Source organism: Streptomyces sp. NPDC088350 (assembly GCF_044753545.1).
Lineage (GTDB): Bacteria > Actinomycetota > Actinomycetes > Streptomycetales > Streptomycetaceae > Streptomyces.
The window spans coordinates 214,399-237,935 of the sequence record NZ_JBIVNL010000005.1 but is presented as its reverse complement, the minus strand read 5'-3'; the positions used below and the strand labels follow the sequence as shown (position 1 = coordinate 237,935).

General features: G+C 70.4%; 19 protein-coding genes and 2 pseudogenes. 9 read left to right on the top strand and 12 right to left on the bottom strand.

Features of this window, described 5'->3' with window-relative positions; genetic code table 11:
* The first annotated feature begins 5 nt into the window (after positions 1–5).
* The gene (locus tag ACIQBL_RS18950; protein WP_401943044.1) at positions 6–800 is read left to right on the top strand and encodes an SDR family NAD(P)-dependent oxidoreductase; all 795 of its coding nucleotides are present in this window, start codon (positions 6–8) and stop codon (positions 798–800) included.
* A 225-nt stretch (positions 801–1,025) separates the two neighbouring features.
* Here the strand turns inward: ACIQBL_RS18950 and ACIQBL_RS18945 are convergent, their stop codons facing one another.
* Positions 1,026–3,722: an ATP-binding cassette domain-containing protein gene (locus ACIQBL_RS18945; protein ID WP_401943042.1), complete on the bottom strand. Its 2,697-nt coding sequence runs from the start codon at positions 3,720–3,722 to the stop codon at positions 1,026–1,028.
* Between the two features lie 144 nt (positions 3,723–3,866).
* On the opposite strand from ACIQBL_RS18945, the gene ACIQBL_RS18940 reads away from it, so the two are divergent.
* The 6 genes from ACIQBL_RS18940 (at position 3,867) to ACIQBL_RS18915 (ending at position 11,532) form a co-directional block, all read left to right on the top strand.
* Entirely contained in the window at positions 3,867–5,102 is a 1,236-nt protein-coding gene (locus tag ACIQBL_RS18940) for an ABC transporter substrate-binding protein (RefSeq protein WP_401943039.1), read from the top strand.
* Positions 5,103–5,222: 120 nt separating this feature from the next.
* The gene (locus ACIQBL_RS18935) at positions 5,223–5,927 is read left to right on the top strand and encodes an ABC transporter ATP-binding protein (protein ID WP_401943036.1); all 705 of its coding nucleotides are present in this window, start codon (positions 5,223–5,225) and stop codon (positions 5,925–5,927) included.
* A gap of 18 nt (positions 5,928–5,945) precedes the next feature.
* Complete coding sequence (locus ACIQBL_RS18930; RefSeq protein WP_401943035.1) at positions 5,946–7,289, top strand: hypothetical protein; 1,344 nt, start codon at positions 5,946–5,948, stop codon at positions 7,287–7,289.
* Positions 7,286–8,665, top strand: coding sequence for an acyl-CoA reductase (locus ACIQBL_RS18925; RefSeq protein ID WP_401943033.1), 1,380 nt, complete (start codon positions 7,286–7,288; stop codon positions 8,663–8,665). The genes ACIQBL_RS18930 and ACIQBL_RS18925 overlap by 4 nt, the downstream gene beginning before the upstream one ends.
* Before the next feature lie 128 nt (positions 8,666–8,793).
* Complete coding sequence (locus ACIQBL_RS18920; RefSeq protein WP_401943032.1) at positions 8,794–10,365, top strand: MFS transporter; 1,572 nt, start codon at positions 8,794–8,796, stop codon at positions 10,363–10,365.
* Between the two features lie 258 nt (positions 10,366–10,623).
* Positions 10,624–11,532, top strand: coding sequence for a helix-turn-helix domain-containing protein (locus tag ACIQBL_RS18915; protein WP_401943030.1), 909 nt, complete (start codon positions 10,624–10,626; stop codon positions 11,530–11,532).
* 28 nt (positions 11,533–11,560) lie between these two features.
* Here ACIQBL_RS18915 and ACIQBL_RS18910 read toward each other — a convergent pair whose 3' ends face one another.
* Both ACIQBL_RS18910 and ACIQBL_RS18905 read right to left on the bottom strand, forming a co-directional pair.
* The gene (locus ACIQBL_RS18910) at positions 11,561–12,376 is read right to left on the bottom strand and encodes an SAM-dependent methyltransferase (protein ID WP_401943028.1); all 816 of its coding nucleotides are present in this window, start codon (positions 12,374–12,376) and stop codon (positions 11,561–11,563) included.
* 177 nt (positions 12,377–12,553) lie between these two features.
* Positions 12,554–13,084 (bottom strand): MarR family winged helix-turn-helix transcriptional regulator, encoded by a 531-nt coding sequence (locus ACIQBL_RS18905; protein WP_401943025.1) that lies wholly within the window; start codon positions 13,082–13,084, stop codon positions 12,554–12,556.
* Positions 13,085–13,177: 93 nt separating this feature from the next.
* Between ACIQBL_RS18905 and ACIQBL_RS18900 the strand changes: the two genes are divergently transcribed.
* Complete coding sequence (locus tag ACIQBL_RS18900) at positions 13,178–14,656, top strand: MFS transporter (protein WP_401943023.1); 1,479 nt, start codon at positions 13,178–13,180, stop codon at positions 14,654–14,656.
* A gap of 103 nt (positions 14,657–14,759) precedes the next feature.
* Here the strand turns inward: ACIQBL_RS18900 and ACIQBL_RS18895 are convergent, their stop codons facing one another.
* Both ACIQBL_RS18895 and ACIQBL_RS18890 read right to left on the bottom strand, forming a co-directional pair.
* Positions 14,760–15,041, bottom strand: coding sequence for a hypothetical protein (locus ACIQBL_RS18895; RefSeq protein ID WP_401943020.1), 282 nt, complete (start codon positions 15,039–15,041; stop codon positions 14,760–14,762).
* A complete protein-coding gene (locus ACIQBL_RS18890) occupies positions 15,025–16,278 on the bottom strand; it encodes an MFS transporter (RefSeq protein ID WP_401943017.1) in 1,254 nt (417 codons plus the stop codon). The genes ACIQBL_RS18895 and ACIQBL_RS18890 overlap by 17 nt, the downstream gene beginning before the upstream one ends.
* 740 nt (positions 16,279–17,018) lie before the next feature.
* On the opposite strand from ACIQBL_RS18890, the gene ACIQBL_RS18885 reads away from it, so the two are divergent.
* Complete coding sequence (locus tag ACIQBL_RS18885) at positions 17,019–18,248, top strand: acyl-CoA dehydrogenase family protein (protein ID WP_401943015.1); 1,230 nt, start codon at positions 17,019–17,021, stop codon at positions 18,246–18,248.
* Positions 18,249–18,345: 97 nt separating this feature from the next.
* Here the strand turns inward: ACIQBL_RS18885 and ACIQBL_RS18880 are convergent, their stop codons facing one another.
* The 7 genes and pseudogenes from ACIQBL_RS18880 to ACIQBL_RS18850 all read right to left on the bottom strand — a co-directional run.
* Entirely contained in the window at positions 18,346–18,942 is a 597-nt protein-coding gene (locus tag ACIQBL_RS18880; RefSeq protein ID WP_401943013.1) for a GAF domain-containing protein, read from the bottom strand.
* 31 nt (positions 18,943–18,973) lie between these two features.
* On the bottom strand, positions 18,974–19,576 hold the full coding sequence (locus tag ACIQBL_RS18875) for a GTP-binding protein (RefSeq protein ID WP_401943010.1): 603 nt from the start codon (positions 19,574–19,576) through the stop codon (positions 18,974–18,976).
* Entirely contained in the window at positions 19,554–19,931 is a 378-nt protein-coding gene (locus ACIQBL_RS18870) for a DUF742 domain-containing protein (protein WP_401943008.1), read from the bottom strand. Before ACIQBL_RS18870 ends, ACIQBL_RS18875 begins: the two co-directional genes overlap by 23 nt.
* 2 nt (positions 19,932–19,933) lie before the next feature.
* Positions 19,934–20,371, bottom strand: coding sequence for a roadblock/LC7 domain-containing protein (locus tag ACIQBL_RS18865; RefSeq protein WP_043677397.1), 438 nt, complete (start codon positions 20,369–20,371; stop codon positions 19,934–19,936).
* 39 nt (positions 20,372–20,410) lie between these two features.
* Positions 20,411–21,934, bottom strand: a complete 1,524-nt coding sequence (locus ACIQBL_RS18860) for a sensor histidine kinase (RefSeq protein ID WP_401943005.1) — start codon at positions 21,932–21,934, stop codon at positions 20,411–20,413.
* Between the two features lie 475 nt (positions 21,935–22,409).
* Positions 22,410–23,140: pseudogene (locus ACIQBL_RS18855) on the bottom strand (hypothetical protein); the annotation flags it as partial.
* A gap of 24 nt (positions 23,141–23,164) precedes the next feature.
* Positions 23,165–23,523, bottom strand: a pseudogene (locus ACIQBL_RS18850) (FAD-dependent monooxygenase); the annotation flags it as partial.
* Positions 23,524–23,537 lie beyond the last annotated feature (14 nt).

Sequence of the window (23,537 nt, the reverse complement as noted above, 5' to 3'; positions counted from 1 at the left end):
GAGCCATGGGACGACTCGACGACAGGATCGCGATCGTGACCGGGGCCGCGTCCGGCATCGGCGCCGCCACCGCCCGCCGCCTGGCGGCCGAGGGCGCCCACACGGTCGTAGCGGATCTGAATCTCGACGGTGCGAAGGCGGTCACGGAGGAGATCAGGGCCGCCGGCGGATCCGCCACGGCGGTGCCGGTCGACCTGGGCGACATCGACTCCGTACGGGCCATGGTGGCCACGGCAGTTGACACCTACGGCGGCCTCGACGTGCTGCACAACAACGCGGCGGCCACCCACTTGGCCGCCCGCCAGGACCTCGCCGTCCTAGAGGCCGACCCGGCGGTCTGGGACGACACCATGCGGATCAACCTGCGCGGCACCATGGTCGCCATCCAGGCCGCCGTCCCGCACATGATCGCCCGCGGCGCAGGCTCGATCATCAACACCTCGTCCGGCGCGGGTCTGTCGGGTGACCTGCGCAATCCCGCGTACGGCGCCTCGAAGGCCGCCCTCATCAACCTCACCGAGTACGTCGCCACCCAGTACGGCAAGCAGGGCGTGCGCTGCAACGCCATCGCCCCGGGGTTCATCGTCACACCGGCGAGCGCCGGTTCGGCACACGGTGCGATCCGGGAGAAGATGCTCCGCCATCACCTCACCCCGCGCCTCGGCCGACCCGAGGACGTCGCGTCGGCCGTCGTCTTCCTCGCCTCCGACGAGTCCGCCTTCGTCACCGGGCACACCCTGCGCGTCGACGGCGGACTGCTGTCCCACGCGCCTTACGTGGCGGATCTGCGCGAGGAGTGATGTAGGCCCGCCGGGGCGGACCTTCGAGAATCGGCGAGCGCGTGTTCCGTCAACCGGCCGTCGGAGTCGGCCAGTTCGTCGACCGGATCGCGCTCGGCCGGCCCGCGGTCCGAGACGTCGCGGGCCGGTCGCGTCGTGCCGGCGGACTGTCCGGGCCCGCGTGGCGGGGTAGGCAGGCCCAGGCCGAGGCGGATGTCATCGCCTCGGCCCGGGCGTCGTCCGCTCTCAGGACGACGTCTCCGGCTCCAAGTCGCCCAAGTAAGCCGCCCGGACCGCCGGATCGCGCCGCACCTCGTCCGGGGTGCCGGCGCAGATCCGGCGGCCGAAGTCGAGCACCACGACCTGGTCGCAGACGCTCATCACCATGTCGACGTCGTGCTCGACGAGCAGCACCCCCATGCCCCAGTCCTCGGCGAGCCGCCGCACCAGCTGGGCCAACTCCCGTGTCTCGTCGTCGGACAGCCCCGCCGCCGGTTCGTCCAGGAGCAGCACGGACGGCGAAGTAGCCACCGCCCGCGCGATCGCCAGCAACCTCCGCTCGCCGTACGACAGGTCTCCCACCGGCCGGTCCAGACTGTCCTGGAGCCCGAACTCCCTTACCGCGATGAGCACTTGGGCGGGCAGCGGGCGGCTGCCGGGACGGACCAGGTCGGTGAGCCAGGTCCACCGGCCCGGTCGCTCGCATGCGGCGTAGAGGTTGTCCAGGACCGTCATGTCCTCGAACAGCTCCAGCGACTGGAAGGACCGGCTCAGCCCCGCTGCGGCCCGCCGGTGCACCGGCACCCGGGTCACGTCCCGCTCGCCGAGTCGGACGCTGCCCGACGCGGCCCGGGTGAAGCCGGTGACGGCGTCGATGGCGGAGGTCTTGCCGGCGCCGTTGGGGCCGATGAGACCCACCACCCGGCCCGGTTCGACGTCCAGGGAGAGCCCGTCGACGGCGACGACACCGCCGTAGCGCACGGTGAGGTCGTGGACATGCAGGGGGAGCGGTGCGGCGCGCGGTACGTCCGGCAGGGGGCCTGTCTCGTCCTCGGGTGCGACGGCAGCGCGCTGTGGGCGCAGCTTTCGCTCAAGTCCCCTTGCCTGCTTGCCGAGTTCCTTGCCGATGCCGTCCTGGTTGCCCACCAGGGTCAGCACCAGGACGATCCCGCCGATCAGCGGCATCCACTCGCTCAGCCCGGGCAGCACCAGGTCCCCGAAGCGGGCGCCGACCGTGCCCGCGGCGAACGTCGCGCCGAACAACGGGCCGACGAGGAAGCCGACCCCGCCGATGACGGCGAGCCCGAGCGCGGTGACGGAGTCGAAGCTCGCGAAGTCGGAGAACACCACGGACGTCGAGCGGAAGCCGGTCAGTACTCCGGCGAGCGCGGCGATGGCCGAGGAGAGACCGAAGGCGTAGAGCTTGGCCGCGCGGACGTCGATACCGAGGGCGGCGGCGGCCCGCTCGTTGGCCCGTACGGCGACGAGACGGCGGCCGGTGCGGCTGCGCCGGACGTTGGCGACCACGAGCGTGGCGGCGACGAACAGGACCAGCACCACGGCGGCGTAGCGCTGCGGGTGGTCGACGCCGGAGATGCTGATGCCGAAGAGCGTCTGATTGCCGACCGCGATGCCGTCGCTGCCGGGGGTCGTCGACAGGTCGGTGTTCTGGAAGACCATCGCCTCCAGGGTGGTGCCGAGCCCGAGCGTGATGATCGCGAGATTGACCCCGCGCGTGCGCACGGCCGGCAGCGCGAACAGCAGGCCGATCGGTACGGTCCCCAACACGCCTGCGAGTAGGGCGAGTTCGAAGGACCAGCCCCAGTCCGCCGCCGCGTGCCCGGCGATGAAGGCGCCGGTCCCGGCGAGGGCGTAGGCAGCGAGCGAGACCTGGCCCGCGTAACCGGTGACCACGATGATCGACAGGATGATCAGCGAGAGTACAAGGGTGCTGGTGATCGCATCCGCCCACAGTGGCGTCGACAGGCTCACCAGCACCAGCCCGATCACCACGGCCAGCGCGAGCGGGACGGGGCGCACCCTGCCGGTGCCCAGCGCCGGGAGGCGGTCGAGGAACGTGCCGCGCAACGGCAGTGCCCGGCCGCGCGCGACCAGCACCAGGGCGATGAAGAGGAACGGCACCGACGAGGCGAGCCCGGTGACACCCGAGCCGAAGCGCGTCAGTTCGGACTGCGCGACTCCGATGACCAGACCGCCCGCCAGGGTGACCGGGAACGACGAGAACCTGCCGACCAGGGCGGCGGCCAGCGCGCTCAGCAGCAGCGTGGTCAGCCCGGTCACCGACAGACCGATCACCGGCACGATCAGGATGGCCGTGAGCCCGGCGAGTGCGGAGCCCAGCGCCCAGTTGCCGGCGGCGATCAGGTCCGGGGACCAGCCGAGCGAGGCGGCGATGCCCTCGTTCTCGGCGACCGCGGTGGTGCCGAGGCCGAACAGCGTGCGCTTGTAGAGGAGATGGAGTGCCGCGGTCACCGCGATCGCGATGCCGAGCAGCCACACGCGGTCCTCGGAGACCGTCGCCCCGGCGATCGTCAGCAGCCGGGTGGGCAGCTTGCCCGGCACCAACTGCAGGCTGTCGCCGTAGCGTTTGACGGCGATCGCGGTGAGCACGATGAACACCGCGAGGGTGCCGACCAGTCGGGCCAGGGTGGACGCCCTGCGCAGCGGGCGGATCACCAACAGGTGGGTGAGCACGCCCAGTACGGCGGAGGTGAGCACGCCGCACGCGGTGGCGGGCCAGTACGGCACGCCGTGGTTGACGGCGAGTTCCCACTGGACGTAGGCACCGGCCATCCCGATCGCGCCGTGCGCGAAGTTCAGGACACCGGAGCCCCGGTAGACCAGCACGATGCCGTGCGCGGTGAGCGCGTAGAGGGCGCCGAGCCCCAGGCCGAGCAGGGCGAAACGCAGGACGTCGTCCATCCGAGGAACCTCCCAGACGCGGGACGAGACAGTGTATTCATTTAAATAATTGTGCCGAGAGTACTTCACTAACCCCAAAACGCACCCCATGCTGTTCGGCATCTCGACGTCGCCCACTTTGGGCGCGAGCCCCGCGGAGGGACCATGAACGACTCACGCCGACGCAGAAGCGTCGCGGCCGGCTGTCTCGCGATGACCGGAGCCCTGCTCGCCGCAGGGTGCGGGGGAGAGGCCGCGAGCAGTTCGGCCGAGACCTCCTCGCTGAAGGGCACCCCGGTCAAGGTGATGGTCTGGGCACCGGAGAACACCCAGGGCAGCGCCCAGCCCGGTATCCACCTCACCGCCACGGCCTACGAGAAGTGGATCAACGCCAACGGCGGGATCAAGGGCGGTCCCCTGAAGGTCGAGTTCTGCAACGAGAAGGGCGACCCCGACGAGGCCGAGAAGTGCGCCCAGCAGGCCGTCGCCGACAAGGTCGCCGCGGTCGTCGGCTCCTACAGCCTCGCCGGGGACCGGTACATGCCCATCCTCCAGAAGGCCGGCATCCCCTACATCGGCGGGACCGGCGTCTCGGCCGCGGAGTTCTCCAACCCGCTGTCCTTCCCGGTCAACGGCGGCACCCCGGTGGTGTTCGCCGCCCACGGCCGCCAACTGGTCGAGCAGGGCTGCAAGAAGATCACCGGCGTACGGTACGACGTCGCCGCCGCGGCCGTGGTCTCGCAGTTCCTCACCCTCGGCGCGGTCTCCGCCGGAGGGACGCCGCCCAAGGACCTCAAGGTGCCGCTCACCGCCACCGACCTCGCCCCGCAGGTCGCCGCGACCAAGGGCAGCGACTGCGTGAGCGTCATCCTGGGCACCGCCTCCGGCCTGTTCGTGAAGTCGTACGTCCAGTCCGGCGACAAGACCAAGCTCGCCAGCGTCGTCGGCAACCTCACCCCGCAGCTGGCCGCGAGCACCGGCGGGAGCGGCAGCCCGCTGGAGGGAGCCGCGATCACCGGCTACTACCCGCCGACCACCGACGCCGTCTGGAAGGACTTCGTGACGGCGGCCAAGGGCAAGGACATCGACACCACCAACGGCGCCAACGCCACGACCTGGGTCGCCTTCAAGGTCTTCACCGAGGCGGCCAAGAAGCTGCCGACGATCTCGGCCGCGGCACTGGTGAAGGAGCTGAACACCACCGCCGGCATCGACACCGGCGGCCTGACCCCGCCGCTGAGCTGGAAGGCGTCGACGGCCCTGCCGATCAAGGGACTTGACCGCATCCACAACACGACCGCCACCGAACTCACCATCCGTGACGGGAAGATCGACTGGGCCAAGGCGGGGTCGACCTTCGTCGACGTCCGCAAGGTGCTGACGGCCGCGTCGCACGGCTGAGCCAACTTCGGTACGGCTGAGTCCGCTTGGGTACGGCTGAGTCCGCTTCGGTACTGCTGAGCCAGCTTCGGTACGGCCGACTCCGCCGACCCCGGCCGACTCCGGTTGAGGAGAGACCTCGTGCACGACACAGATGTGCCCCTGATAGCGACCCGCGCCCTGTCCGCCGGATACGGCAGCCGACCCGTCGTGAGCGACCTCGACCTGGAGGTCCGGCCGGGCGAGGTCGTCGCCCTGCTCGGCCCCAACGGCGCGGGCAAGACCACCACCCTCAGGGCGCTGTCCGGCGACCTGACCCCGATGAGCGGCGAGGTCCGCTGGCTGGGCACCCCCGGCCACGCACCCCTGCACCGCCGAGCCCGCGAGGGCCTCGCCTACGTCGGTGAACGCGCGGTCTTCACCCGCCTCGACACCACCGACAACCTACGGGTCGGGCGCGTGCCGCCCGACCGGGCCGTCGCCCTCTTCCCCGAACTGGAGAAACGCCTCAGGACCGGCGCGGGCATGCTGTCCGGCGGCGAGCAGCAGATGCTGTCGCTGGCGCGCGCCCTGTGCCGTACCCCCCGGCTCCTCCTGGCCGACGAACTCTCCCTGGGCCTCGCCCCGTTGGTCGTCGACCGGCTCCTGCGCGCCGTCCGCGAGGCGGCCGACCAGGGCCTGGGCGCACTGCTGGTCGAACAGCACGTGCGCAAGGTGCTCGACATCGCCGACCGCGTCTACGTCCTGCGCCGGGGCCGGCTCGTCATGACCGGCACCCCGAAGGAACTGCGCGGTGACCTCGACGCCATCGAGTCCTCCTATCTCGCGAACAACCCGTCGTCATGACTGATGGAGGTGGTTGCCGTGCCCAGCGCACGTGAGCAGATCCGGGCCCTTGTCCGGTCCGGTGACACATTCGACCAACCCGCCCGGGAACTACGGGAGTTGCAGCTCGAAGCGGCCCGCGAGGCCTTCGTCGCGCACCGCGAGCGCATCCCGCTGCTGCGCACCCGGGCGGCGGAGAGCGGCGTCCACGGCATCGAGAGCCCCGACGACCTCGTCCCTCTCCTGTTCTCCCACACCAGCTACAAGTCGTACCCCCTCTCCCTCATCACCGGGGGCCGATGGGACCGGCTCCTGCGCTGGTACACGACGGTGTCGGCGGTCGAGCCGGGAGACGTCGACGTCGAGGGCGTGACCGACATCGACGAGTGGGCGGATCGCGTCACCGCCGCGGGTCACCGCCCGTACATCACCAGCGGCACCTCCGGGAAGGTCTCCTTCCTCAACTGCGCCGCGAGCGACCTGAGTTTCCTGCACGACATCCTGGGGAACCTCACCTGCTGGCCCGACCCGCTCCCGACCGAGCCCACCCGCCGCGGCTATCTGCTGGCACCGGCGAGCGGTCCGATGCGCTCGATCGACGGTTTCCGCTGGCACGCGGACGTCTTCGCACGGCCCGGCGAGACACGGCTGCTCACCGAAGACCCCATGCGGGTCTCGGAGTTGATGAGCAGTGCCCTGCTGCGCCGCCGGATGGCGGAGGGCACCGCGACCCCGCAGGAGATCAGCTCCTTCGAGAACGCCTCCGGCGCCCGCGAGGAGGAACTCGGCGCGGCTCTCGCCCGGATCGTCGACGACATCGCCGCCCACCGCGACGAACCGCTGCTGATCGCCGGCATGAACAACCAGCAGTTCACCCTCATCCAGGCCCTGCGGGCCCGCGGCGTCCCGGACGGCGGCCTCCACCCGGAGACCCTGGTCCTCAGCGGCGGCGGCAACAAGGGCCGGGCCCTGCCCGACGACTACCAGCAGCAGTTCGCCGCCTTCTACGACGGCGTACGGCGGGTGCGCAGTTACGGCATGACGGAGCTTCAGGGCTCTTGTCCGGCCTGCGAGTTGGGCAACTATCACATACCGCCGTGGGTGATCCCACTGGTCCTGGACGAGCCGGGCGAGAAGCTGCTCAACACCGAACAGGGCGTCGTGGAGGGCCGGTTCGCCTTCCTGGACGTCTCGCTGGAGGGCCGCTGGGGCGGGCTGATCAGCGGCGACCGGGTCCTCGTCGACTTCTCACCCTGCGACTGCGGCCGGCCGGGACCCGCCGTCCTGCCGGACATCCGGCGCTACGGCGACCTGGGCGGCGAGGACAAGATCACCTGCGCCGCGACACTCGACTCCTATGTGCGGGGGATGATCCACGGATGAGCACCACGACCGGCACTCAGGTCGTGCACGTGGTGCGCGGCGAGGTCGACCACGGCTCACCCGTCACGTACGGCCGCGCCGACTCGGCCTTCACCGCACCGGCACTCGACCTGGACCGCCTCGTCTGGCCGCGCACCGAACCGGGCCCCGCCTTCCACGTGCCTGTCGCGGAGATCGTCGACCTGCTGGTGGAGACCGGCGAGGCCCTCAAGGCGGACCGCGAGGGCCTGCTGGCCGAAGCCCTGAGCCGCATGGTCCGGGTCAGCCCGCTGCCCGCCGAAGTCCTCGAACGCGCCTACGCCGTCCTGTGGCGCGGCTTCCAACGGCCGGGCCTGTACGCCCAGATCGACCACGAACTCGGCGGAGCGGACGTGCTCGACGGCTGGCGCGAGGTACGCCTGCCCGACAACCGGACCGCGGCCACCCGCGCGTTCCCGCCGCGCCTGGTGCACATCATCGCCGGCAACGCCCCCGGCGTCGCCGCGATGTCCGTCGTGCGAGGTGCCCTCACCAAGGGCGTCAACCTGCTGAAACTGCCCTCGAACGACCTGTTCACCGCGACCGCGATCCTGCGCACGATGGCGGCGGTGGCCCCCGGCCACCCCGTGGTCCGCTCGTTCTCGGCCGTGTACTGGCGCGGCGGCGACGAGACGGTGGAGAGCGTGCTGTTCCGCCCCCAGTTCTTCGACAAACTGGTCGCTTGGGGCGGCGAGTCCACGATCCGCGGGGCACTGCGGTACGTCGGCCCGGGCTTCGAACTCGTCTCCTTCGACCCCAAGACCTCCATCTCGCTCATCGGCCGCGAGGCCTTCGAGTCCCCCGAGACCCTTGCCCGGGCCGCCGACGCGGGCGCCACCGACGCCACCTTCTTCAACCAACAGGCCTGCGTGGCCAGCCGCTTCCAGTTCGTCGAGGGCTCCTGGGCGGACGCCGACCGCTACGCCGCCCTCCTGTGCGAACGCCTGGGAGTGGCAAGGGAGTTCAGCTCGGCCGACGGTCCCCGGGTCGCCGCGGCACTCCGCGAGGAGATCGACGTCCTGCGCTCCCTGACCCCCGACTACCGGGTGTGGGGCGGCTACGACGGCCGGGGCCTGGTCATCCGCTCGCCCGAACCGGTCGACTTCCACCCCGACGGAAAGATCGTCGACGTCGTCCCCGTCGGCGCGCTGACGGAAGCCGTCGCGCACGCCGGAGTCGCCACCCAGACGGTCGGCGTGTACCCGGACACCCGCAAGGCGGAACTGCGCGACGCCCTCGCCTGCGCCGGAGTCCAGCGCGTGGTCTCCCTCGGCAGGGCGGGCGGAATGCCGCCGGGCCTCTCCCACGACGGCTTCTATCCACTGCAACGGCTCATGCGCTGGGTCAACGACGAGTGACGCGGCGGAACTTCGACCGGCACCCCGACCGGCCCAACTCGCCCTCCGCGCCCGGGAATACGCCGTGTATGGTGAACCGATGTCGCTATACGCGGTGTATAGCGAATAGGTGACCTGGAGTCTGTCTGATGAGCACGGCAGTGAACGAGTCGAGTCCCACGGACACGTCCCCCGCGGCCCGCCGGAAGGTGCTGAAGGCGCTCAGCGGGCTGCTGCTCGCGCTGTTCGTCTCCACCCTCAGCAGTACGGTCGTCTCCAGCGCGCTGCCGAAGATCATCGGGGCGGTGCACGGATCGCAGACCCAGTACACGTGGGTCGTCACCGCGACCCTCCTCACCACGACGGCGACGACGCCGATCTGGGGCAAACTCGCCGACCTGTTCAGCAAGAAGACCCTCGTACAGGCCTCCATCGCCGTCTTCGTGCTGGGAGCAGTGGCGTCCGGGATCAGCCAGACCGCGGGGCAGCTCATAGCCGCGCGGGCCCTCCAGGGAATCGGCGTGGGAGGAGTGCAGGCCCTCGTCCAGATCGCCCTCGCGGCGATGATCCCGCCGCGCGAACGCGGTCGCTACAGCGGCTACCTGAGCAGCGTCACGGCCACGTCGACCATCGGCGGGCCGCTGCTCGGCGGTGTCATCGTCGACACCTCCTGGCTGGGCTGGCGCTGGTGCTTCTTCATCGGCGTTCCGATCGCCGCCGTAGCCCTGTACCTGCTCCAGCGGACGCTGAACCTTCCCGTCATCCGCCGCGAGAACGTCAGGATCGACTACCTCGGCGCGACCCTGATCGCCTCGGGCGTCAGCGTGCTGCTCGTCTGGGTGTCGTTCGTCGACAACTCCTTCGGCTGGGCCTCCTGGCAGACCGCGGTCATGGTGGCCGGCGGGCTCGCCCTGATCGGCGCGGCCGTGTGGGTGGAGTCGCGGGCCGCCGAACCCGTCGTACCGCTCGGCATCGTGAAGCAGCGCACGACCGCCCTGGCGATCGTCGGCAGCCTCGCCGTCGGTACGGCGATGTTCGGCGCCGCGGTGTTCCTCAGCCAGTACTTCCAGCTCAGCCGCGGACACAGCCCGACCGAGGCCGGGCTGCTGACGATCCCGATGATGGCCGGCATCCTGATCGCCTCCACGGTCGCGGGCCGACTGATCAGCCGGACCGGGAAGATCAAGCCGTTCATCATCACCGGCGCCGTCCTCCTCGCCGTCGGATTCGCGGGCCTCGGCACCCTCGACTCCAGGACGCCCATCCTCCTGCTGAGCGTGGAGATGCTGTCCGTCGGGATGGGCGTCGGCATGACCCTGCAGAACCTGGTGCTCGTCGTGCAGAACACCGTGCCCCTGAAGGACATCGGCGCGGCCAGCTCCACGGTGTCCTTCTTCCGCTCCCTCGGCGGCACGATCGGCGTCTCCGTCCTCGGCGCCGTACTGGCCCGGCACGTCCAGGACCAGATCGCACACGGCCTGGCTTCGACGGGGCTGCGGACCACGGGCGCCGCCTCGGACCTCGCCGCGCAACCTGCCGCCGTACAGGAGATCATCCGCGTCGCGTACGGCGACGCCACCGCGCAGATCTTCCTCCTCTCGACCGGCGCTGCCCTCCTCGCGGTGATCGCCGCGATCCTGCTGAAGCCGGTCAGTCTGCGCAGCAGCCTCGACCTGGCGGAGAAGAGCGGGGAAGCGGCGCGTCCTGCGGAGGCGGGCTGACGTGCCCCTCGTCGCCAGGGGTGCGGTGCTCTCCTGAAGCCCTACCCCGGATGCGTCGCCGAGGAGAAGGGGGAGCACGGTCACCCCCTCGCGCGGGTCAACAACGGGTACGGCAGGGTGCCGCACTGACCGCCGCTCGCCGCGTCCACCCGGAGATCATTCGCGCGACTCGGGGACCCGGCACCCGGCAACCCCTAGGATGGCTGGCTTCAACGCATGTACGCGTGCAAGGTCCCGTTCACCGCAGGGAGATTGCCCATGGGCTCCGATGAGGCCTTCTTAACCACACCGTCCGACAGCGGGGTCCTGGACGACCAGTCGGCCGGTCCGATGCTGGCACGCCTGGTCCTGGGGGCGCGGCTGCGCGGGCTGCGGGAGGAGCTGGCCATCGCCCGTGAGGCGGCGGGGTACGTCATCCGCGCCTCCCGGTCCAAGATCAGCCGGATGGAGGCCGGCCGCCATGGCTTCAAACTCCGTGACGTGGCCGACCTGCTCACTCTCTACGGCGTCACGGACGAGGCCGAGCGCGCCACCCTGCTGGCCCTGGCCGAAGAGGCCAACTCCCCTGCCTGGTGGCAGCACTTCAACGACGTGGTGCCCCCGTGGACACAGGCCTACCTCGGCGCCGAACAGGCGGCGAGTCTCATCCGCAGCTTCGAGGTCCAGCGCGTTCCCCCGCTGTTGCAGACCCCCGACTACGCGCGCGCCTCCATCAGGCTTGCCCACGCGGGCAGTTGCGGGGAGGAGCTGGACCGGCGGGTCATGCTGCGGATGACACGGCAGCGGATCCTGCGCCGACGGCCGGCGGCACAGCTCTGGGCGGTGATCGACGAGGCGGCGCTGCGTCGCCCGGTGGGCGGGATCCGTACGATGCGCGCCCAGTTGAGGCATCTCATCGAGATCTGCCGGCTTCCGCAGGTCACTGTCCAGGTCATGCCGTTCCTCGCCGGAGGCCACGCGGCGGAGGCCGGTCCGGTCACCATCCTGCGCCTGCCCGGGGGACGGCTGCCCGACATGGTCTATCTCGAACAGCGCGTCACCGCCCTCTATCCCGACAAGCCGAACGAGATCGAGTGCTACTGGGATGTCATGAACCGCCTGGTGGTGGAGGCGGAATCGCCGGACGAGACTCCGACGATCCTGCATCGCATTCTTCAGGAGACGTGATCCGGGACGTGGGCGCACGGGGGCGCGTTCAGCGCTTGAAGGCGACCCCGCCGTACTGGTGCACCTCCGCCGGCAGGCCCCAGGCGCTGTCGTCGGGACGCCAGCGCGAGCATGACGCGACGCCCGGTTCGATCAGTTCCAGCCCCTCGAAGAAGCCCGCGATCTGCTCGGGACTGCGGAGGATGTACGGGATCGAACCGCCCTCGTTGTACTGCCGGATGGCGTCGACGTAGGCCTCGCTCGTGTCGGTGCTGTCGTACTGCACGAGGTAGCTGCCGGAAGGCAGGGCGGCCACCAGCCGCCGTACGATCGAGCGCGCCTCGTCGTAGTCCTCGATGTGGCCGAGGATGCCCATCAGCATGAGGGCGACGGGCTGGTCGAAGTCGAGCGTCTTGGCGGCCTCCCGCACGATGGTGTCGGGGTCGCGGAGGTCGGCGTCGACGTAGTTGGTGACGCCCTCCGGGGTGCTGGTGAGCAGCGCGCGGGCGTGTGCCAGCACCAGCGGGTCGTTGTCGACGTAGACGATCCGGCACTCGGGGACCACCCGCTGGGCGATCTCGTGGGTGTTGTCCACGCTGGGCAGCCCGGTGCCTATGTCGAGGAACTGCCGGACGCCCTCCTCGGCGGCCAGATGGCGGACCGCGCGGGCGAGGAAGTACCGGGCGGCGCGGGCTCCGGTCTCGATGCCGGGGAAGATCTCGCGGAACGCGTCACCCGCGACGCGGTCGACCTCGTAGTTGTCCTTCCCTCCCAGCCAGTAGTTCCAGATCCGGGCCGACTGCGGCACGGTGGTGTCGAACCTGGAGAGCGCATCCTGCTCGGAGTTCGCTGCCTCATCAGTCATGGACGCTCCTGTGCGTACGCGGCGAAACCACGAAACCGTCGAACATCGGTCGTGGGCACCCACGTTATTCCTCCAAAGGTCGGCTCATGCGCCCCGTCGGCCCCAACTGCCCTTGTCAGGCCACCCGTTGGCTTGTTCGCCACCCCTCGTGACGTGGAATCGGCGGTCGGCGGCCCCCTATGGCGCGGGGCGCGCGCCCCGGGTCTGCGGCCGTGCCGCGGTGAGCCCGTTCTCCACGGTGGTGAGGAGCGCGAGGGCCGCGGCGAGGTGGCCGGTGTCGTGGCCGGCGGCGGCGGAGACGGCCGCGGCCCATTCCCGCCGGACGAGGGTGTAGTTGGCGCGCCCGAGTTCGGTGAGGTGGACGGTCACCCCGCGCCCGTCGCCCGGGCTGGCGTGCCGCTCCACGAGGCCTTTCTGTTCGAGTCCGCGCAGTACGGCGGAGAGGTTGGTGCGCTGCAGCCCGGTGGCGGCGGCGATGTGGCTGGGCGTGGCGGCGGGGTCGTGTTGCAGGTGGCGCATCACCATGCCCTCGGACGGTGACAGGGGGATGGCCTGCTCGTCGGTGTAGCCGCGGAACTGGATCTCCCGGCTGATGATCAGCACGAGGTCGGCCAGGTCCGCCCACCGTCGATCGTCGGCAGGTCCGGTCGGTCCGGCAGGTCCGGTCGGTGCCGTCGTCGAGCCTGTCCGGTGCGTTTCGTCGTGCATCACATCTCCCGAGTGAGGGTTGCCGGGAACTGATTATGACCCCATACTCATGATGGCTTCATAGTTATGAGGTCATAACTTCTTTGGAGTGTCATGTCGACAACCACTTCCTCCCGGCGTGCCGGGACGGCGACGGCTTCTCCCCGGGCCATGGCCCGGGCGGGCAGGCTGCACCCGGTCGGGGTCTTCATCCTGCTGGCCGGGGCCTTCCTGCCGATCATGGACTTCTTCATCACCAACGTGGCGCTGCCCAGCATCGACGCCTCCCTGCACGCCTCGGCGTCGTCGCTGGAACTGGTGATCGCCGGGTACGGCGTGGCGTACGCGACCCTGCTGGTCCTCGGGGGGCGGCTGGGCGACCGCTACGGCCGGCGCCGCATCTTCCTCGGTGCGCTGGTGGGCTTCGTCCTGGCCTCGCTGGCCTGCGGTGTCGCCCCGAGCGTGGGCGCGCTGATCGCGGCCCGCATCATTCAGGGCGCCACCGCCGCCCTGCTCATCCCGCAGGTGCTGGCGACCTTCCACCACGTCCTCGACGGGGAACGCAAGGCCCGCGCCGTGGCCCTGTACGGAGCCACCTCCGGAATCGCCGCCGTGGTGGGGCAGTTGGTGGGCGGACTGCTGGTCAGCGCCGACATCGCCGGCACCTCCTGGCGCCCGATCTTCCTGGTCAACGTGCCCATCGGCGTCGTCGTGCTGGTGGTGGCGGCCCGGATCGTGCCCAGCACCCGCTCGCCCCACCCGGTCGGCATCGACCTGCCCGGCACGGTTCTCTTCGCCGCCACCCTGACCGCCCTGCTCGTCCCGCTGACCGAGGGCCACTCCCTGGGCTGGCCCTGGTGGACCTGGATGATGCTCGCCCTCGCGGTTGTCCTCGGCGCCGCCACCTACGTCGTGGAGAAGCGCACCGAGCGGCGCGGCGAGGTTCCGCTGCTGCCGCCCTCCCTGCTGCGTCTGCCCTCGATGTCCCGCGGGCTTGCCATGGTGTTCGCCTTCAGCATCGGCTTCGGCGCGTTCATGTTCGTCTTCGCCCTCACCGTCCAGAACGGCCTGCACGCCGACGCCCTGCACAGCGGCCTTGCGATCCTGCCGATGGCCCTGCTCTTCTTCGCCGGTTCCCTGGTCGCACCCCGCGTGATCACACGGTTCGGCCGGGCCGCCCTGTCCGCCGGCGCCGTCGTCCAACTCGCCGGACTGGCCTCCCTGGTGACGGTTCTGCTCGCCAACTGGCCGCACGTCAGCCTGTGGGCGATGGCCCTGCCGCTCGCCCTGGTCGGTGCCGGACAGTCGATGCTGTTCGCGGGCCTGTTCCGCAGCGTCCTCGCCGACGTCCCCACCCACCTGGCCGGTATCGGCAGCGGCGTGCTGATCACCCTGCAACAGAGCGGACTCGCTCTCGGTGTGGCCACCCTCGGCACCCTCTACCTCGCCCTGGCACCGCACAACGTCGCCCACGCCTTCGCCGGCGTCGAGTACGTGCAGATGGGCATCGTCGCCCTGCTCGCCGTCGGCGCCGCCGCACTGCCGCGCTTCACCAAGGCCACGTCGGCGGACGCCCCCGTCGCCGACGCCTGAGGCCGCGCTTCGAGGGTGCTCCATGGAGAGCGAGGGGACGTGTCGGCAGCACGCGACCATGTGCAGAGGGTCGGGTCCGTCGATGTCGTAGGCGACGGCCAGTTCAACGACTTGAGCACCCAGGGGCGCAACTGCGGGAATCCGTCGCGCCGTTGGCCTCCTCGGGCATCGTAAAGCCGGTGCGTGCGCGGCAGTTGTCGCCGAGCCTGGCCTCCCCGCCCTCCTTGACCGCGATGGCGGCGACGACCGCGATGGCGGCGACGACCGTGACGGCGACGACGACCGGGACCAGGGCCGCGATCGGGTCGGCGCGGCTCCGGCCCGGCGGGGAGTTGGTGGGAAGGGCCGCTTCCCGGTCCGGCGTGGGATCAGCGCTCGGCGGCATGCCGGGTGAGGAAGCCGATGCCGGCGGCGGTGGCGGCCAGGACGGCCACGCTGGTGAGGGCGGCGGGCAAGGAGTACCAGTCGGCCATGAAACCGATGGCCGGTGGTCCCAGGAGCATGCCGCCGTAGCCGAAGGTGGAGGCGATGGCGACGCCGTCGGGGCCGGCGAGGGTACCGGCGCGTTCGACGGCGACGGGGAAGAGGTTGGCGAGGCCGAGCCCGGTGATGACGAAGCCGAGGACGGCCGCCCACAGGGTGGGCGCGAGGGCGCCGAGGAGCATGCCGAGGGCGGCGATGGTGCCGCCGGACACGAGGGTGCGGGTCCGGCCGAGGCGTTCGAGGAGCCGGGTGCCGGTGAGGCGGCCGACGGTCATGGCGAGGGCGAAGCAGGAGTAGCCGATGGCGGCGGCGCCGGCGGTGGCGTCGAGGTCCTGTTCCAGGTGCAGGGCGCTCCAGTCGGCCAGGGCTCCTTCGCCGAAGGCCGTGCACAGGGCGATCAGGCCGAAGGTGAAGACGAGACCACGGGTGCGGGCGTCCAGGCGCCGGGTCGCGGTCGCCCCCTTCGACGAGTCCCCGGAGGAGTCCTTGGACGAGCCACTGGACGAGTCCTTGGACGGAGCCTTGGATGAGGCCTTCCGTGAGTCGTCGGGGAGTGCCGGGGGCCGCAGGCGCAGCAAGGTGGGGCCGATCAGAGCCGTGACGAGCAGACCGATCACGGTGAGGGCGAACAGGTGCTGTGTCGGGGTCAGGACCCCGGCGACCAGCCCGCCGAGCCCGGCACCGACCATCCCGCCGAGGCTGAACGCGGCGTGGAAGCTGGGCATGATGGGCCGCCGCATGGCCCTGACAAGGACGACCGCCGCGCTGTTGAAAGCGACATTTATCCCTCCGTAGGCCGCGCCGAACACCAGCAGGACGAGGCCGAGGGTGAGCGGCGAGTGGGTGAGCGGGGGCAGCGAGACGCTCAGGGACAGCAACACGGCGCAGGCGACGGTGACTTGGTGGTTGCCGTAGCGGTGGCAGAGGCGGCCGGTGAGCATCATCGTGATGACGGCGCCCGCGGAGACTCCTAGGAGTGCGAGGCCCAGGGTGCCGGCGGAGGCGCCGGTCTGGTGCTTGATGGCGGGGATGCGGACGACCCACCCGGCGAAGATGAAGCCGTCGAGGGCGAAGAACGCGGTGAGGGTGGTCCGGAGCCGGGTGAGGTCGGTGGTGACGCCCGGCGCGACGCTGCGCATGGGTGTTTTGTTTATTTGCGGCACAAACTCAGGCTAGGGCGGCACCGGGGGCGGAGCAAGGGGGTGTGGGGGGCGTGCCGATGCGGCGGTCGGCATGGCGGGGATGTGGCGCCGATCCGTTCGCCGTTCCCTGCCCCCTGGTCCCCGTCACCCCCGGCTCCCCGCTCCCCGTTCTTCGGCAGGGGGTGCGGGACCCGTCCGGGACGTGGGCCCCTCCCGCTCCCCGGAAGGGGATGCCGGAGGGGGAGACCGGAGGGGATGGGCGGCCCGTCGAACGTGGCCCCTGGGGTCGGAGTGACGTAAGTGCAGGTTGTTGCGGTGGAGTGATCGCCTCCGCCCTCGAACGATGGCCGATGTTCGCCGGTTGGCCGCCGGTCAAAGGAACCGCACAGGCTCCCTTATCGGTCAGTCGGAACGTGACTGATTGTCGATGTGGGCCACCGTATGTCCGTCCGGCACGTGCCTGATGGGCAGGACTCTGTCCGCATTGGGCGCTCCTTGTTCGCGCTTGGTCGGTTTCTCTTCGTGACGTGTCCGGAAGAGACCGTCTCGTGGCCCATATCGCACAGTTGGGAGTCCCTGCAAGGCGCCGGGTTTCAGTCAACCTCGTAATGTGATCTTGGCTGAGATGGGTCGACAAGTAGACAATATTTCGGGCAGGCGCCCAAGGGCGACGAACCACTGCCCGACGAACGACCTCCGGATCAAGCCGGACACGGAGGCAGCGTGCAGGAGGGGTTGTGGAACGCTATTTCACCAGCGGGTGGCACGAGGACCTGCGCCAACGCGTGCGCGAGTTCGCCGAACGCGAGGTACGTCCGCGGATAGCGGAGATGGAGAAGTCGCGCACCGTGGCGCGCGAGCTGTCCAGTCTCATCGCCCGGCAGGGCTGGATCGGCGTGACCATTGGCAAAGAGTACGGCGGAATGGGCGCCGGGCACCTGGCCAAGACCATCACCATCGAGGAACTCGCCCGGGTATGCGGTGCTATGGGAGCCATGGTTCAGGCCTCCCAGCTCGGCGTGGCCAAGATCATTCACTTCGGGAACGAGAAGCAGAAGCGGAAGTGGCTGCCCCGCATCGCCGCCGGCGACTGCCTCCCGACCATCGCCGTCACCGAACCGGAGTCGGGCGGCCATGTGCTGGGCATGGGCAGCACCGCCGTCCGCGACGGCGACGACTACATTCTCAACGGCCGCAAGGTCTTCGTCGGCAACAGTCATGTCGGCGACGTGCACGGCGTGGTCGTCCGCACCGGTGAGGGATCGAAGGGACTGTCGGCCTTCCTCGTCGAGTCCGACCGCCCCGGCTTCTCACTCGGCGAGCAGGTGCCCGCCATGGGCCTGCACGGCTTCAGCTTCGGCGAGATCATCTACGACAACTGCCGTGTACCGGCGGCGAATCTGCTCGGCGGCGAGGGCAAGGGCCTGGCCGTCGCCTACTCGTCGAGCATCCTCTACGGCCGCCCCAACCTCACGGCCGTCTCCCTCGGCATCCACCAGGCCGTCTTCGAGGAGACCACGGCGCTGTGCATCGAGCGCGAGCGCTTCGGGGCACCGCTGGGCGACCTCACCAACATCAAACTCAAGCTGGGCAGGATGAAGTCCCGGCTGATGACGGCCCGGCTGGCCGCCTACCACGCCGTCCACCTCCTCGACCAAGGGCTGTCCTGCGACGCGGAGTTGATGAACGCCAAGCTCCTCAACGTCGAGGCGGCCGTCGACTCGGCCCGTGACAGCATGGAGATCCACGCCGCCAGCGGTCTGTTCACCGACCGCCCGGTGGAGCGCTATCTGCGCGACGCCCATCACATCTACGCCCCCGCCGGCACCTCCGACATCCAGCTGCTGAGGCTGGGCGAGGTGGCCCTCGGTACGGCCAAGGGCCAGTGGTCCGAGCGACTGGCCGACCTCGTGCGGACCGTCCAACCCCAGCGCCGCCTGGGGCAGTTGGAGACGGCCGGCACGTGAGCTGAACACCGGGGGAGCCACGGACACAGTGTCGTGCCCGCGGCTCCCGTCCTGAACGTCACCCGAAGTGGTCGCCCCCGCACAGGAGCCGGCGGACTCAGATACCGCCCCGGGTCTCCATCGTGTGGAGCCGGTCGACCAGCTGCTGCGCCAGCGACTTGATCGTCGCCAGGCCCTCGCGCCCCCACGGATGGGTGTCCGTGTCGACCACGCAGATCGTGCCCAGGGCCATGCCCGTCTTCCAGTCGATCAGCGGCGCGCCCATGTACGAGCGGATGCCTATCTCGTCCACGACCCGGTTGCCCGCGAACCGCGGGTAGTCGCAGACGTCCTCCAGGACCAGTGCCTTCTTCCGCACGACCACGTGCGGGCAGTACCCCTGATCACGCGTCATCGTCCGGCCGACCTGGGGCTCCTGGTCCGGCTCCAGCTGTACGCCCGCACGGCCCCCGGCGTACAGGCCCGCGAAGTACTGACGGTTCTCGTCGATGAAGTTGACCATCGAGAAGGGCGCGCCCGTGACATGCGCCAGGTTGCGCGCGAACTCGTCGAACTCCGCGATCGGCGCTTCCCCGAGGCCGAGTTCGCGCAGCCGTGCCACCCGGGCTGCCGCCTCCCGGTCCTCGGGCGTGAGCAGCAGATGGCTGGTCGGGTCGTACGTGGTCTGGGTGTTGTAGGGAACCGGGGCTGACATGCAGGCTCCATTCGGTCGCGTCGAGCGGTGCTCAGTGCGACGGGTAAAGCTCCGCGGGCGGGGTGCCGGGAGTCGAGGCGAGCAGATGCTGTACGAGTGCGATCAACACGCGGGTACCGGAGTTGCACTGCCGCGCGTCGCACATCACGACAGGTACGTCGGGCTTGAGGTCGAGAGCCGCGCGGATCTCGTCGGACTCGTAGTGATAGGCGCCGTCGAACTCGTTGACGGCCACGATGAAGCCGATGCCGCGCCGTTCGAAGAAGTCGACGGCGGCGAAGCAGTGGTCCAGTCGGCGGGTGTCCGCGAGCACCACGGCACCGAGCGCGCCGTTGGACAACTCGTCCCACATGAACCAGAACCGCTCCTGCCCGGGTGTGCCGAACAGGTAGAGGACGTGCTCCTTGTCCAGGGACATCCGGCCGAAGTCCATCGCCACGGTGGTGGTCGACTTGTCCTCGATGCCCACCAGGCTGTCGGTACGGGCGCTGACCGAGGTCAGCAGTTCTTCGGTGCTCAGCGGCTCGATCTCGCTGACCGCTCCGACGAACGTGGTCTTGCCGACCCCGAAGCCCCCGGCTATGAGGATCTTCAGGGCGGTGGGAAAGGGGTCAGAGCCGCTTACGTAGTCCATGCAGCACCGCCTCCAGGAGGTTTCGGTCGGTCGGGGAGGCCGCCTCGACGGAACGCGGTGAGCGCAGGGTGAGCGCCTGGTGCGTCACGAGGTCGGAGAGCAGAACTTTGGTGATCACGGCGGGCAGCCGCAGATGCGCGGCCACCTCGGCGACCGATATGGGCGCGCCGCACAGGGTGAGGACCTGGTCGTAGTCGGGCCCCAGATAGCTCTGGGGCCGGGTACCGGTGGCCATCACCAGGGTGAGCAGGTCGAAGTGCGCCGAGGGACGGGTACGACCGTTGCTCACGGTGTACGGCCGTACTAACCGTCCTGCCTCGTCGTCGAGCCACGACCCGTCCTCCGCGTCCGACATGGTCAGCGCCTCGGATCCATCGACGAGCCGGCCCCCTGCTGTCGGACCGGCGTGGCGAGGTAGGGGCGGACACTCTTGACCAGCATGGCCATTTCGTAACCGAGGACGGCCGCGTCGGCCTCCCGGTCGGCCAGCACGGCCAGACAGGCGCCGGAGCCCGCGGCGCACACGAACAGCAGGGCGCTGTCCAGTTCCACGACCACCTGCCGCACATCGGCGCCCTGGGCGAACTGCGCGCCCGCGCTGCGGGCGAGCGAGTGCAGACCGGATGCCAGGGCGGCCAGGTGCTCGGCCTCGGCCGCCGTCTCCAGACCGTCGGCGGCCTTCGCGAGGCCGTCCGTGCTCAGCAGCACGGCGCTGCGGGTGTAGGGGACCCTCTGGACGAGTCCCGCCAGGAGCCAGTCGAGGTTCTGCTGGCCGGCGTGCATGTCGCTCACGATGGCGTTCTTCTCCTTGAATGCGAGTAACGGAGCCTGCGGTCAGCGAGCGCTGTCGGTGGAAGGCTCGTCGGGTTCGTTGTCGGCGAGGCTGACTCCGCGCCGGAACATGGCCATCAGTCCCGGATCGTGCTCGACCTCTCGTTCCTCGGTCTTGCGCGGGGCCGGACCTTCACGGAGCTCCGGTACGAGGTGCTCCTGCGCGTGCCGCTGCGGCAGTTGGGGCCGCTCGTCCCGGGACTCCCTGCCGTACGGCACGGACCCGCGCTCACGCGGCGCCGCCGGTTCCACGGTCCTCGGGTGCTGTTGCTGCTGGTGCGCGACCGGCATCGGCGCGCTCCCGGTGCGGGCCGGGGGCAGCGGCTGCCGGAACGTCGGCGGCGGGGCGACGGGCTGGGGCGCGGCGGCCTGTACGGCCGTGTGGTGGGCCGGGGCGGCCTGGACGGACCGCGACATGTCGGCCACCACCTGGGCGTGGCCCTGGGCGGGCAGCTCGCCGGGCTCTTCGCCCATCAGCCCGCGCGGGATGACCAGGATGGCCTGGATGCCGCCGTAGATGTTGCTCTGCAGCCGGACCGCGATGCCGTGCCGGCGGGCCAGCGCGGACACCACGTACAGGCCGATACGGCCGTCCGCGAGGAGCTTGCTGATGTCGATGCGGTCCGGCTCGGCGAGCAGCGTGTTGATGCGGACCTGCTCCTGCGCGGGCATGCCCAGTCCGCGGTCCTCGACCTCGACGGCGAGACCGGCGGTCACGCGCTGGGCGCGCAGCAGCACCTGGGTCTGGGGCTCGGAGAACGTCGTGGCGTTCTCGACGAGCTCGGCCAGCAGGTGGATGACGTCGGCGACGGCGTGGCCGCGCAGGGTGCCCTCGATCGGGGGCACGAGCTTGACCCGGGAGTAGTGCTCGACCTCGGCGATCGACGAACGCAGCACCTCGGTCAGCGTCACCGGGCGCGTCCACTGGCGGCGGGACACCGAGCCGCCGAGCACGGCCACGTTCTCCGCGTGGCGGCGGATACGGGTGGCGAGGTGGTCCACGTGGAAGAGGCCCTTGAGGAGCTCCGGGTCCTCGACCTCGTTCTCCAGCTGGTCGAGCATGTTGATCGCGCGGTGCACGAGCGACTGCAGACGCCGGGCCAGGTTGACGAAGACCTCGACGCGCTCCTCGCTGTCCGGCGCGGAGGCCCGGGCGAGCTGCGCGGTCTGCGCGACGACGGTACGGGCCTGCCACAGGCCCACACCTATCTCGTACGTGAGCCTGCCGAGCGGGTCGGACTGCGACGGCGGCTGGTGCGTGAACGGCACCTGCGCCACCGGCTCACCGCGCTCCAGCCGCTGGAGCACGTCCTGCAGCTCGGCCTGGCCCGTGGCGACCGTGCGGCGCAGCGACGCGTACTGCCGGGAGATCCCCGCGGCCTCCGTGCGCCCGAGCCGTACGCCGCCGAACAGGATCCCGCAGCCGAGGACGGCGGCGACAGCGAGCACCGTCCAGGTGGTCCCGTCGGCGTAACCGCTCTGCGTGCGCAGCACGATCAGGACGACGGCGGCGGCGAGGATCGCCATGGCGACGGCGGGCAGGACGGCGAGGCGGACCGAACGTGACCGAGTGGCCGAATCCGACGGTCCGTCCTGGGTGGAGGACCGGGCGTGTCTGTTTCGCGCGGAGCCCGACCCTGTCGTTCGATCGGGCTCCGAGGGCACAGCATAGGAGGGGATTTCGGGCATCGGAGTCCTCTCGATCAACCAGGTGGGACACACGGCGCGCAGCGCTCATTAACCGTCAAGTCCGTTAAGGAATGGGACAGTTAACGGTCAGCCACCCTACGCCACCATCCTTAATGAGACGTAATCACGTCACGGTAGACGCCCAACCTGGCCTGCTGAAACGGTTCTCCGGTGCTTCCGGCGAAGGGAACCGGCATCGAGCGCGCGGCAAAGGACCTATTTGCCGCATCCGGCAACACTCCGGAAACGTAGAGTTGGCGCAACTGTTGTCTGTGCGCGCCGGAGAGTTCGTCCTGCAAGACGGCCATGGACGCCGGACCCGACGCCGCCCGGCCCCCAACTGTGTGAAGAGGCCGAGGAGTTCCGGTGCGTCCACGGTGGCTGGATTCACCACCCTCTCGGCAGGAACTCCCTGAAGCAGCCGTTTGACGGGGACTTCGAGCTTCTCGCCGGTACGGGTGTGGGGCGGCGTTCAGTACACGCACAACGGCATGGACGGCATGGGCCGGGTGACGACGAGCTCGCCGACCTGGTCCATCACGGGGAGGCCCTCGTCCGTGGTCGCGGACCCAGGGGTGGGCCGAGGCAGGCAGGGTGGAGCCGGTGCAGCCGATCGCACGGACGGACGACAGGTCGTGCACCGCCGGGTGGCGCCGAACTTGGCTACCCCCAACAGGAATTGGGGGCTCGTGCCGAACACCGTGACGCGGTGGCGGGCGGCCGGCTCCCACAGGATGTCGGGACGGGCGAGCGGGGCGGGGCTGCCGTCGTAGGTGCGGGTGGTCGCGGTCGCCGGGGCCGAGATCCGAGTGCAGGGTAGTTGGCGGCGAGCCCCGGCAGGCCGACGCGGTCGACCAGCACTGTCGCCTTCAACGTCGGTGGCGCGCGGGCGAGTTCGAGGGCGGCCTCGCGGCGGTCGTGGGTGGTGCCGTTGAGGAGGCAGCCGTCGGCGGCGAACAGGACGGTGGGTTCGAGCTGGGTGAACCGGTCGGCGGCGGCGCTGGGAGCGTAGTCCTGCCCGCATACGGACCACACGGCACCCAGGTCGCGTCGATGTCGAGGTACTCCCACACGGCACCCCGGAAGCCGCCCGGACCGGTGACGGACCAGTGGCTGCGGGAAGCCGTGCCCGCCCTGCTCGGCGCCCGGGAACTCCGCCATCACCCGGTGCCGGGCCTCCAGCAGCCGCAGTCCGCGTGAGGGCCGCGCGATCGCGGTGAACTCCCCGTCCACGCGCGCCGCTTGGAGATCCGGCGGACTTCGTCGTCGGCGGCGACGGCGCGCGGCAAGGGGTAGATGCCGTGGTGGCGTTCCAGGACGACGGTCCGTACGCCGTGCCGGGACAGCGGCAACGCGGCCGTCACGCCCACCGGTCCGGCTCCGGCGATCACCACGGGTATGTCTGCCGAGTCGGTCTCGACGCTCAGGTGCGGCTCGCTTC